9 protein-coding genes and 1 pseudogene are annotated in these 12,617 nt (G+C 36.1%); 9 read left to right on the forward strand and 1 reads right to left on the reverse strand.

The window, feature by feature from the left end:
- The 6 genes and pseudogenes from ACFIL3_RS01465 to rlmN form a co-directional block, all read left to right on the forward strand.
- A pseudogene (locus ACFIL3_RS01465) lies at positions 1-169 on the forward strand (LPS export ABC transporter periplasmic protein LptC); the annotation flags it as partial.
- Positions 170-245: 76 nt separating this feature from the next.
- The gene (locus tag ACFIL3_RS01470) at positions 246-845 is read left to right on the forward strand and encodes an LptA/OstA family protein (protein ID WP_375611352.1); all 600 of its coding nucleotides are present in this window, start codon (positions 246-248) and stop codon (positions 843-845) included.
- A 6-nt stretch (positions 846-851) separates the two neighbouring features.
- On the forward strand, positions 852-1,646 hold the full coding sequence (lptB, locus tag ACFIL3_RS01475) for an LPS export ABC transporter ATP-binding protein (RefSeq protein ID WP_012754448.1): 795 nt from the start codon (positions 852-854) through the stop codon (positions 1,644-1,646).
- Positions 1,647-2,558: 912 nt separating this feature from the next.
- The gene (gene ptsN, locus ACFIL3_RS01480) at positions 2,559-3,023 is read left to right on the forward strand and encodes a PTS IIA-like nitrogen regulatory protein PtsN (RefSeq protein ID WP_375611353.1); all 465 of its coding nucleotides are present in this window, start codon (positions 2,559-2,561) and stop codon (positions 3,021-3,023) included.
- A gap of 1,885 nt (positions 3,024-4,908) precedes the next feature.
- A complete protein-coding gene (locus ACFIL3_RS01485; RefSeq protein WP_375611465.1) occupies positions 4,909-5,412 on the forward strand; it encodes an invasion associated locus B family protein in 504 nt (167 codons plus the stop codon).
- A gap of 41 nt (positions 5,413-5,453) precedes the next feature.
- On the forward strand, positions 5,454-6,680 hold the full coding sequence (rlmN, locus tag ACFIL3_RS01490; RefSeq protein ID WP_375638148.1) for a 23S rRNA (adenine(2503)-C(2))-methyltransferase RlmN: 1,227 nt from the start codon (positions 5,454-5,456) through the stop codon (positions 6,678-6,680).
- A gap of 790 nt (positions 6,681-7,470) precedes the next feature.
- Here rlmN and ACFIL3_RS01495 read toward each other — a convergent pair.
- Positions 7,471-8,112: a LysE family translocator gene (locus ACFIL3_RS01495; RefSeq protein WP_375612781.1), complete on the reverse strand. Its 642-nt coding sequence runs from the start codon at positions 8,110-8,112 to the stop codon at positions 7,471-7,473.
- Positions 8,113-8,282: 170 nt separating this feature from the next.
- Between ACFIL3_RS01495 and ACFIL3_RS01500 the strand changes: the two genes are divergently transcribed.
- The 3 genes from ACFIL3_RS01500 to ACFIL3_RS01510 all read left to right on the forward strand — a co-directional run.
- Entirely contained in the window at positions 8,283-9,518 is a 1,236-nt protein-coding gene (locus ACFIL3_RS01500) for an argininosuccinate synthase (RefSeq protein WP_375612782.1), read from the forward strand.
- Between the two features lie 373 nt (positions 9,519-9,891).
- Positions 9,892-11,553 carry a lysine--tRNA ligase gene (locus ACFIL3_RS01505; protein ID WP_375620882.1) on the forward strand — a complete coding sequence of 554 codons (1,662 nt, stop codon included), beginning with the start codon at positions 9,892-9,894 and terminating at the stop codon, positions 11,551-11,553.
- On the forward strand, positions 11,553-12,617 hold a 1,065-nt coding region (locus ACFIL3_RS01510), incomplete at its 3' end, for a peptide chain release factor 3 (protein WP_375681785.1). The genes ACFIL3_RS01505 and ACFIL3_RS01510, both read left to right, overlap by 1 nt.

Below are 12,617 nucleotides of genomic sequence, written 5' to 3' on the forward strand. Positions count from 1 at the left end.
ATTTATGTCAGCTAGTATTAACTTATCCGAGGGACAGTTAAAAACAGATCAACGTGTTAATATTCAGCAAGCCGGTTTGAATCTTGCCGCAAACGCCTTACAAATTCGAGAAAAAGGAAAAAACATATATTTCCATGGTGGTGTGCATTTAGTGCTTCAAAAGCAATAACGCAATATCAATACAAATCTTTAAAGGATATTTATAAAGAGAAGTATGTGTATATACAAACAGAAGAATTGAAATAATGAAATCGTACAAAAGATGGATAGGTGTGATGTTAGCTTTTAGCATGGGAATGTTAGGAGAAGGAGCAGTTTTAGGATATGCTGAAGTGGCTCATTTTGGAATAAGTCTATCAAGCGATAAAGAACCGGTAGAACTTCATGCAGATTCTTTGGAAATACGTGATAAAGAAGGGATAGCGCTTTTTAAGGGTGATGTTTCAGTGGTACAAGGTAAACGTCTTTTAAAAACGGCAGAATTAGTTGTTTACTACGATAAAGCATATAAAGAAATTGATAAAAACAAGGAAGATACAAAGGCATCATCTGTTTCTTTATTTGGTTCGTCGAGTATACAAAAAATGGAAGCTTTAGGAAAAGTTTATATAAAAATTGCTACGCAAGTTGCTACGGGTGATAAAGGCGTTTTTGATGGAAAGTCAAAAATGATGAGTTTGACAGGGAATCATGTTGTGTTAACTGATGGTGACAATGTGGCAACGGGGTGCAAACTAACGGCAAATATGGAAAGCGGAAAGGCTTTTTTAGAAGGTTGTGAGACGCCTAAGAAAAAAGGTCGTGTTTCTATTATTTTAAAACAAAATCAAAAGAATGGCCATTAAGATTTCATGTTTGGAATCAAAAGAAAAAAACAGACCGATAGGTATAATCTTGAAAGTGAAGCTTCAAAAAATCCCTTAAAAGGGACCTTGATTGCCAGTAATTTGATTAAAGTTTATCGAGGAAGACGAACTGTTAATGGTGTTTCTTTTGGCATTCGTACGGGAGAAGCCGTTGGCATTTTAGGGCCCAATGGGGCAGGTAAAACAACTTGTTTTTATATGGTGACAGGGCTTATAAAATCTGATGGAGGATCCATTAAAATTGATGGATTTGATATTACGCATCTTCCGATGTATCGACGTGCGCGTTTAGGTATTGGATATCTTCCACAGGAAGCGTCTATTTTTCGTGGTCTTTCAGTAGAAAATAACATTAAAGCTGTTTTAGAGGTCGTTGAAAAAGATCGCCTTAAACAACGTGAAGAGTTAGATAGCCTTTTACATGAATTTAAAATTGATCATTTACGTAAAATGTCTGCACTTTCGTTATCTGGAGGTGAACGTCGGCGACTTGAAATTGCGCGCGCTTTAGCTTCTCGTCCCCATTTTATGTTACTTGATGAACCATTTGCAGGAATTGATCCTATCGCTATTTTCGATATTCAACAACTTATTCGTCATTTAACGAGGCGTGGCATTGGTGTTTTAATAACGGATCATAATGTGCGTGAGACATTAGGGCTTGTCGATCGCGCTTATATTATTCATACAGGGCGGGTGTTAGTTCACGGTTGTCCTAACGATATTATCAACAACGTTGATGTACGCAGAATTTATTTGGGAAATCAGTTTTCTCTTTGATTTTACAGCTTTCACGAGTTTCCATTTAAGTTTAACCAAACATTATTACTGAAAATTTCCTTATTTATGCCAAAACTTCTTTTATGACTATAACCTTAATGTTGTTATTGAGTGGTGAAAAAGGCTTCATCATTAGAGGTTAGTTTGTTGTTTTATAAGTTTAGCTTACTCATAATTGTATCATAGAAAAGATATCACTAGATTAACGTGATAATGAGTGATAAACGAAGCTCTCAATAAATGCGTGTGTTATTGAAAGGTAAGAGATATTTATCATATTTTTCTCTGTCGAATCAAAAAATATATCGATGATGCTGTTTTAGGTATTTTGATGGGAGCACCGGTTTATATATTGCGGTTATTCAATAGGAGTTGTCGTATTTTATTGGTTTATATCGCCTATTTGAAAATAGGAGCTTGGCTACAGATATCAGGCTAAATCTATAAATCTTTTAAAATAATCATTAAATTTCTAAAAATCTTTATATTCTTGTTATAAGTCGATGTTCAAGCTATACAGTAATTTTCAAAGTAAAGGTCCATTTTGCTCAGTATGCTTTTCATCTTAATTTAAGGGCTCATTGTTTAAAGAAAGAAAAACTCTGATGGCGGATTATACATCAACTCTTATGACAAGTTTAATAAGTTTATGAATAATGGCCTTTTCTAGAGTCGTAAGGAAATTAACTTTATGAACAACTTCATTTGTTTGGTTTCTCATGCCGTTAATGATGATCCGAATACTATTTATTATTGTTTTAGAAGTGATATGAGATGTATTGAGCCATCACCCATTATAAATTGAAAAGTAAAAACACATGCGATGTTGCGAAAAGTGAAAGAACATTAAGTATCTATAGCGTTTATAGGTTTATTGATGAGCATTTTAGCGTGTAAGAGGAAAATTAAAGTATGAATTTGAGTGAGTTAATAGCACCGGAAGCGATCATTCCGGCTCTTAAGGCTAATTCGAAAAAACAGGTTCTGCAAATTTTAGCCGAAAAAGCTTCCAAGCTAACAGGTCTTAGTGAGCATGTGATTTTTGATGTTGTTTTACAACGCGAGAAGCTTGGTTCAACGGGTTTGGGTGGAGGTATTGCGATTCCTCATGGAAAATTACCTGATATTAATCGGATCATTGGTATATTTGCACGTCTTGAAAGTCCTGTTGATTTTGAAGCTCTTGACGACGAACCTATAGATCTCGTTTTTCTCCTTTTAGCACCTGAAAATGCTGGTGCAGATCACTTAAAAGCTTTATCACAGATCGCACGTGTTTTGCGTCACACTGATGTTGTACAAAAGTTGCGCAGTACGCATAATGCCAATGCGCTTTATGCTTTATTGATTCAAACTTCAGAATCAAATGCAGCTTAAAAGTTATTATGAGCGTATAAATTGCGAGGTATGCACTACAGAGCGTAGGAAATAATATAATTTGCATCTTAAGACTAATAATAAAAGGTTATGTCATGAGATTTAAGAAAATTACTTCTAATTGAACCTTCTTTTTAAAGAGCAACCAACAAAAACGAAGGGCTTTTCCTTTCTTGTTCTCGTATATTAAAGCATCTAATTATTATGTTCGTGGATTCTTTTATCCTGTTATACTGTAAAAACACTATCATTTGAGATATGGTGAGATAAATTCTGTAAGTCTTCTTAATATATTAAGTGCTTTTAGAGTGCGTGGTAAATATTTTTAAACAGGACTTGTCTGTAGAGCCTTTAGTTAAGTGAATCACATGAGTGGGAAGAAAAGAGGAGATCGCTCGACAAGAATCCAAACTTTTTCAGTCCAGATTGGATTAAGAATCTTCGTCCTTTGAAAGCGGGAAAGAAATCAACAGAAAAGTTTATTTGTGCATTGAATTTTTTTGTAAGTTGAGTTTGAGTGTTTAGGGATAATATTTTAATGCTCAAGAAAAAATAAGAGATATATTGTATCTTCAGTATAGCAAGATATTGATTTTAAATATAATTCACTATTTCGCATGTTGGATGAGAGATCCGAATATTGTAAAATTCTCTCATTCCAAACTTGTTTATGTTGAATCAATCAAAACCATTTCCTTGCACGTTGTAAACGGAATTAGCGTGTGGATAAAAACTGTACAAGAAAGGGGTAAAAATGCTTCCTATGAATCGTCTAAAGTATCGAGAGTTGTGCAAAACATTGGGAGCTGGAAAATAGTGTTATGGTGCCAGCTTTCTTCTTCACAAGTGGAGAGATCAACTATTTTATAGATATGATTTAGATGTCTGCTGTTGTATAGAGCTCATGCTAAAGAACAATTTTGTACGGTAAGAATGAAAATTATACCTTTAGGTTGGGTGAAAGAGTTTTTATGCATAGGAAGATTTATTTAAGTGTCTTTAATTGATTAAAATATTGTTTAAAAAACGGTAATGTTAGAACTGCTATAGAAAAAAGTTTTATATTTCTTTTTATAAATTACTTAGAAATAAGATAAGGAGACTTTCCCAAAGAATTCTTAAGAAGTTTTTTATAACAGAAAGAAAAATATCGTCTAATACATTAAAATAATACGATTAAGCTATTATAAGCTACTAAAATCATTTTAGAAATTAATAATTGGAGATGAAGTATATAGGGAAATAAGATCAAAAGAAACAAAATTGTATGTGATTATTGAGATAGAATCTAAATTCTTTATGTTTTATTATTAATATCTTGATAATATTTTATTATTTTTACAAGGTCTTTTGAAGATTGAGAAAAAGTGTTATCGGGACGATATTGAATACGAAATATGAATGCACTATAATGAGTAAAAGATGGAGTATTCTGCGAACATAAATGTATTGAATGCATAAAGTCGAGAAGTGATATTCGTAAGGCGATTAAGCTTTTTTGCGGGGAGTCCGGGGTGTATTTTCAAAATTTTGCATCAGATTGCTTGTGATATAAAGAGTATGGTTTATTTCTTAACAGAGTGATGGTATATTTTCATCTCGTTTTGAAGTTCTATAGCTTAAAGAAATCGTTTTTTATACAAAAACGAAATAAGTAGCGTAAAATGAAGATATTATTTTTTAATGTGGTTATTGAATAAGAAGTTTATGTTTTGGTAACGATTAAAAGGTCACAATGAAACGTAGAAATCTATTTTGATTAGTGTGAAAATATTTCGCTTATTGAAGGAATTAGGACAATAACACATGAATATCGAGGAGTTTTTGTTGAATTTTTCCAATGAAGAAAATCTTGTTAGAGACTAAAGAAGTGAGCTAAATGAAGATGTTTGAAAAGACTGTTATTGCTGCATCTGTAATGGTTCTTGTTACAGCGGGAGTGGCATATGCACAAACGCCAAGCCGTTTAAATCAATTTGAAGCGTGGGGAGCCTATTCTTATAAATCGCCCAAAAATACGATTTGCTATGTGTTATCGGTACCTTTGAAGGCTCTTCCAACGACAGTTAATCATGGTGATAACTTTTTCTTGGTTACCAAGCGTTCTCATTCACCTATTTCGTTTGAACCGCAGTTTATGGCTGGTTATACCCTTCAAGAAGGGTCGAGAGTGACAGTGACCATTGGAGGTAAGGACTTTGATTTTTTCACGAAAGATTCCTCAGCTTGGCTGGCGTCATCAGAGCTAGAAAAGCAGCTTGTTTCTGCTATGCGTGCTGGAAGCAATATGACAGTGCAAGCGATATCAAAACGAGGAACGCATACCACTTATACTTATTCCTTAAAAGGGGTCACTGCTGCATTAAATGCAGCTCAAAAGTGCCATTAAGGTTTCGATAACTCTAAAATAGTGATGTGAATTGGAAAGCAATGGCCATTTCTTATGACCTTAGACCAGTTGGTTCATGTTTTGCACGAAAAACAGATAATGTGGTCGTGAAGGAGAGTTCTAAGCTCTCTTTAATTGGTTTGTCGCAAGATGAAATGATGCAAGCTTTAAAGACAGTTGGTGTACCAGAGCATCAAACGCGTATGCGTGTGCGTCAGCTTTGGCATTGGCTTTATGTGCGTGGTGTTTCAAATTTTGATGAGATGCTGAATATTTCTAAAGCAATGCAAGAAACACTTAAGTGTCATTTCTCCATTGCGCGCCCAGAAATTGTTGGAGAACAAATATCAAAAGATGGTACGCGTAAATGGCTCTTACGTTTTCCTGCACGTGGAGCTGGAAGGCCTGTTGAAATTGAAACGGTTTATATCCCTGAAGAAGGACGTGGTACTTTATGTCTTTCATCGCAAGTAGGGTGTACGTTAACCTGCTCTTTTTGCCATACGGGAACGCAGACGCTTGTTCGTAATCTGACCGCAGAAGAAATTTTGGCACAATTATTGGTTGCACGTGATTGTTTGGGTGATTTTCCTGATAAGAATACCCCTGATGGAGCAATTGTTCCCATTGAAGGACGAAAAATTACCAATATTGTTATGATGGGAATGGGAGAACCTCTTTATAATTTTGAAGCTGTTAAAAAAGCTTTATTGATTGCCTCTGATGGCGATGGACTTTCTTTATCAAAACGTCGAATTACGCTTTCAACTAGTGGAGTTGTTCCTGGAATTATCCGAACTGGAGAAGAAATTGGTGTTATGTTAGCAATTTCACTCCACGCAGTACACGATACACTAAGGGATATGCTTGTTCCCATTAATAAAAAATATCCGCTTGCTTTACTAATGGAGGCTTGCCGTAATTATCCTGGTCTTTCCAATGCAAAACGAATCACATTTGAATATGTTATGCTGAAAGATATCAATGATAGTTTAGATGATGCTAAGCGATTGATTCAGTTATTGAAAGGGATTCCTGCTAAGATTAATTTAATCCCTTTTAATCCGTGGCCAGGGAGTAATTATCAATGTTCTGATTGGGAGCAAATCGAGCGTTTTGCTGATGTCGTTAATCAAGCGGGCTATGCTTCTCCTATTCGGATACCGCGTGGACGCGATATTTTAGCTGCATGTGGACAGCTTAAATCAGCTTCAGAGCGCTTACGTAAATCTGAACGTTTACGACTTGAAAATGCCATTGGTCATTAGGTAACGCAATTTTCAGCGATATCGAGGCCTATACTTTTTTGTTTGTAATTTAATATCCAAACTTCATGCGATGGCATATGTGAGACAGAGATTAAGATGGATAAGTGCTAGACGAACAGTTTCAGCGTTTATATGCTAAATGGGGTAAGAGATTGTCTATAGTCTGTTTACATAATCTCTGAAATAAGAAGGAAACCTAATTTAGAGGGAATATGAGGTCTTAAGGATTATAACTAATTTCTACCTTATTATCATACTCGTTAATTCGGTTTTATGTCTTTTAAAAGCATCTACGGTAATATCTTTTAAAAAGTGGAGATTGTGCACTGCCTCATGCTTTTGTTTATTATTTTCTTAAATAAGATCACGCATCACAAGCAAAACAGAGGATCTAAAATATAAATACCATTGAGTTATCCATTGATATGTTTTTTAAGTATCTCTTAGTACACTCTTCATATCACGATAATGCTTGTGAGGAGTATAACAAAAAGCTTCTGTAAATGTATTGTACTCCTACACCTTTATGTTTAATAAAGGTGTAAATTGGTACCACCATTCTATTTTTCAGCTCCCAATGTTGTAACAGCTTTTAGTACTTGAGATGGTTTATAAGAGGTGTTTTTATTCTTTTCTTAGATAGTTTTTATCCATACGAAAACTCCAGCTTCTCTTGTGATGTACAAAGGAAAGGTATTGTTTTATCCAAAACAAACAGGTTTGAAATGAAAAAATCTTATAATATTTGTTTTTTTTATTTAAATTAAAAGCGATACATTACACGTATAAATCAATGTTTTGTAACCACAAGGAGATGGAGGGCAAAGCTGGTAAAAGTACCAGCAATAAGCCAGTCGAGAAAGCGAATATAAAGAGGGTTCTTTTTGAGAGTTTTGGTAAGTTTATGCGCTGTAAAAACGATTGCAATTGTAATGGGGAAAGAAATAGGAATATAAGAGAGTCCTAAAAAGAGCAATTTTTGTGTTGCCATAGGATCATTCGCATTGATAAATTGTGGTAAGAATGTCGCGTTAAAGAGTATAACTTTAGGATTGAGAAGATTAATTCCAATACCAGCAAGATAGTTACGTTTAGCGCTTTGAGATTTAGAAGATGTCTGTTCAAAGGAAAAAGTGGGGTTTCTCCGTAAAGCTTGAAAGGAAAACCATAAAAGATAAAAGGCGCCAACAATTTTCAGAAGAACAAAAGTATGTGGTGCAGCAAAAATAAGCGCTGATAAGCCAAGTGCTACAGCGGTAACCTGAATGGCAAACCCTGTTGCACTACCCAAGGCGCACATAATTCCAGCTTTTTTGCTTTGTGTAATGGTTCGTCCTACAGAAAGCATCATATCTGGTCCTGGAATAAGTGCTAAAATCAACGATGCTAAAGCAAATTGTACAACAATAGACCACTCCGGTAGAAATGACACGTAAATCTCCTTTTATTTTTAAGCAGTGTTCACTATTTATACTTTGAGGCACCTTTATTTACGCTTTTTGCGTCTTTTTAATGTTGCTTAAAAAGAATTTATTTTTATATTTCTTGCATCATTTTGATTTTTGGGTAGAAATAAAAAAGTAGCTCATATAGAACGTTAAAATGAAAAAGTGGCAAAATATTAGAAAAGTTGTTTTGGCTTATTCAGGTGGATTGGATACGTCAATTATTCTTAAATGGTTGCAAAGTGCGCTAGGTGTTGAAGTTGTAACTTTTACAGCAGATTTGGGGCAGGGGGAAGAGCTAGAACTTGCTCGTCGTAAAGCTGAAATGCTAGGTGTTAAAGAGATCTACATTGAAGATTTGCGCGAAGAATTTGTGCGTGATTTTGTGTTTCCGATGTTTCGAGCCAATACCGTTTATGAGGGGACTTATCTTTTAGGAACATCAATTGCACGTCCACTTATTTCAAAACGCCTTATTGAAATTGCTGAGGAAACAGGGGCAGATGCCATTGCTCATGGAGCAACAGGAAAAGGCAATGATCAGGTACGCTTTGAGCTTTCCGCTTATGCGCTTAATCCTGATATAAAGATTATTGCTCCATGGCGTGATTGGGATTTTAAGAGTCGGACAGATCTCTTTGAATTTGCTCGTATTCATCAAATTCCTGTAGAAAAGGATAAGCAAGGTGAAGCGCCTTTTTCAGTGGATGCAAATTTATTGCATTCTTCATCAGAAGGAAAGATTTTAGAAGATCCAGCACTTCCTGCTCCTGAATATGTCCATATGCGTACTCTTTCGCCGGAAGATGCTCCAGATCAAGCAACCAGAATTACTCTTGGCTTTAAAAAAGGCGATGCTGTTTCAATCAATGGAAAAAATTTATCACCTGCAACTTTACTTGCAGAGTTAAATCATTATGGGCGCGATAATGGTATTGGTCGGTTAGATTTGGTAGAAAATCGCTTTGTGGGTATGAAATCACGGGGTATTTATGAAACACCAGGTGGAACCATTCTTTTGACGGCTCACAGAGCTATAGAATCTTTAACGTTAGATCGTGGCGCAGCTCATTTAAAAGATGAATTGATGCCACGTTATGCAGAACTCATTTATTATGGATTTTGGTTTTCGCCGGAACGTAAGATGTTGCAGGCAGCTATTGATTTATCTCAAGAACATGTTGAAGGTGAAGTCACGTTAAAGCTTTATAAGGGGAATGTAATTATTGAAGGGCGCCAAAGTAAAAAATCACTTTATTCCAGTGAGTTAGTAACTTTCGAGGATGATCAAGGTGTTTATGATCAAAGAGATGCAACTGGTTTTATTAAATTAAATGCTCTACGTTTGCGTACATTAGCAATGCGTCATCAAGGTGATAAAGAAAAGAAATAGAAAATTACGGTGACAAGTGTAATATGGATTAGTGCTTTTGTATGAAATGCCTAGTTTAAGCATTTTTCTGTTGGTTTTTACCGTTCTTTCGTTCAATACTAGAAGCTTATCTTCTGCGCTAATAAATATAATAAGCAAAACCCATGATAATAATAGCAATGAAGGCTTCGATAATCAAAACAGGTCAATTTTGCTTTATAATATTGAATGTTTTTGATTTTTATCAGAACAAAATATATTTATAACGAGGGCGGTTTTTGTATAGTGACTTAAGAGTATAAAGAAATTTTCATCTTTTTGCTTGCTATTATTGACGAATAAATTCAAGAACCATACACCCTATTTTGAAAGAGTGTAATTTTTAGGATAAATAATGATGCGTGATCAGTGTGATACCCTCAACCTTACGCCTGAATTAAAAGATGCAGCTTCTCAATCGAGAACTTGGCCATTTGAAGAAGCACGTAAGATTATCAAACGGTATGAAAAAACGGGTTATCCAGACAGTGTGATATTTGAAACAGGTTATGGCCCTTCTGGTTTACCGCATATTGGAACTTTTGGGGAAGTTGCACGTACAACCATGGTGCGTCATGCATTTCATATTCTCACGGAGAATAAAGTAAAAACAAAATTACTTTGTTTTTCTGATGATATGGATGGTTTGCGCAAGGTTCCTGAGAATGTGCCTGATCGCGAGAGGATGGAACATTATCTTGGTCAACCGTTGAGCCGTGTACCCGACCCTTTTGGAGATGATTATCCTTCTTTTGGAGCAGCAAATAATGCGCGGTTACGGGCTTTCCTTGATCGTTTTGGTTTTGATTATGAATTTGCAAGTGCTACGGATTATTACAATTCCGGTCGTTTTGATGAAACACTTTTGAAAATCCTTGCCTGTTATGACAAGGTTATGGCAATTATTTTACCAACATTAGGTGAAGAACGGCAAGCGACCTATTCACTCTTTCTACCGATTTCTCCCTTTTCTGGAAAAGTATTACAGGTACCGATGATTGCGCGTAATGTTGAAAAAGGGACTGTCACTTATATTGAACCTGAAACAGGAGAAACCATAGAAACAGAGGTTACGGGGGGCAAAGTTAAGTGTCAGTGGAAGGTAGATTGGGCAATGCGTTGGACAGCACTTAGCATTGATTATGAAATGGCCGGAAAAGACCTTATCGATTCCACAAATCTTTCTTCTAAAATTTGTAAAGTATTAGGTGGAACCCCCCCAGAAGGATTCAACTATGAGCTCTTTTTAGATGAGAAAGGGCAGAAAATTTCCAAATCCAAGGGAAATGGCTTAACCATTGATGAATGGCTTACTTATGCCCCAACAGAGAGTTTAGGGCTTTATATGTTTTCAAAACCTAAAACAGCAAAAAGGCTTTATTTTGATGTTATTCCTAAAGCTGTAGATGAATATTATGCTCATCTTTCTGCTTATGGTCGTCAAAAATGGCAAGAACGGCTCAGTAATCCTGTATGGCATATTCATAATGGTTGTCCACCGCAGGTTGATTTGCCTGTATCCTTTGCGATGCTTTTAAATTTGGTAAGTGCTTCAAATGCAGAGAATGCAGAAGTTCTTTGGGGTTTTATTTCTCGTTACGCTAAAGAAGCAAATGCACAAACTTATCCAGAACTTGATCAATTGGTGAAGTTTGCCATTAAATATTTTGATGTTTTTGTTAAACCAAACAAGAAATTTCGTATACCAGATGATAGCGAACGAGCAACATTAGCACAAATTGATGAAAAATTAGCTCATTTACCTGAAACTGTTGATGGCAACATATTACAAAATATGCTTCTTGATGTTGCAAGGTTAACGGAACGCTATCAAGATCATAGCAAAAAAAGCCCTGAAGGTGGGCCTGGTGTTTCTAATGTTTTTTTTCAAATGTTGTATGAAGTCCTTCTTGGACAAGAGCGAGGTCCACGATGGGGATCATTTATAGCGCTTTATGGGATTAATGAAATGCGTGCACTGATTGCTGAAACACTTGCACGTCCTGTGGAGGAATAATGGAACGAAGAGTGCAGGAAGTAAAGCGACGCCGTACATTTGCAATTATTGCTCACCCAGATGCGGGGAAAACAACATTAACAGAAAAGCTTTTATTGTTTGGTGGTGCTATTCAACTTGCAGGAGAAGTAAAAGCCAAAAAAGATCGTATTCAAACCCGTTCTGATTGGATGAATATTGAGCGTGATCGTGGTATTTCCGTTGTGACTTCGGTGATGACGTTTGAATATGAAAATCATATTTTTAATCTCCTAGATACTCCAGGACATGAGGACTTTGCGGATGATACGTATCGCACTCTCACAGCTGTTGATAGTGCTATCATGGTATTGGATGGGGCACGCGGAATTGAGCCAAGAACACTGAAATTGTTTGAAGTGTGTCGGATGCGGGATATTCCTATTGTTACTTTTATCAATAAAATGGATCGTGAGGCGCGTGATCCTATAGAGCTTTTAGATGAAATTGAGGAAAAACTTGCGCTTGATACCGCACCCATAACATGGCCCATTGGGACGGGTAAAGATTTTGTTGGGACTTTTGATCTCCATCATAACCGTTTTCGCCAAAAAGATGATGAGATAACACAGCGGATCGTTTCAAATCCCAGTGAGGTTGTCCATTTACTTCCAGAGTATCAACGTTCAACTTTTCTTGAAGGGGTAGAACTTGCTCAAAGTGTTTGCAAGAATTTTGATCTTCAAGCTTTCCGTGAGGGTCATATGACTCCGGTTTATTTTGGTTCAGCTTTACGAAATTTTGGTGTTCGTGATTTGATCAATGCGCTTATTGATTTTGGTCAAAGTCCTCGTGATCAAAGTGCAGATCAGCGCAATATCATAGCAACTGAACCTAAAATGACGGGATTTGTTTTTAAAATTCAAGCAAATATGGATCCTAATCATCGTGATCGTATTGCATTTTTTCGGGTATGTTCGGGAACACTTGAACGTGGTATGAAGACAAAGTTGGTCCGAACAGGAAAAACGATGACACTTTCGGCTCCACAATTTTTCTTTGCGCGTTCGCGCCAAATTGCTGATCAAGCCTATGCTGGTGATATC

The organism is Bartonella sp. CE47NXGY, assembly GCF_042195415.1.
Lineage (GTDB): Bacteria > Pseudomonadota > Alphaproteobacteria > Rhizobiales > Rhizobiaceae > Bartonella.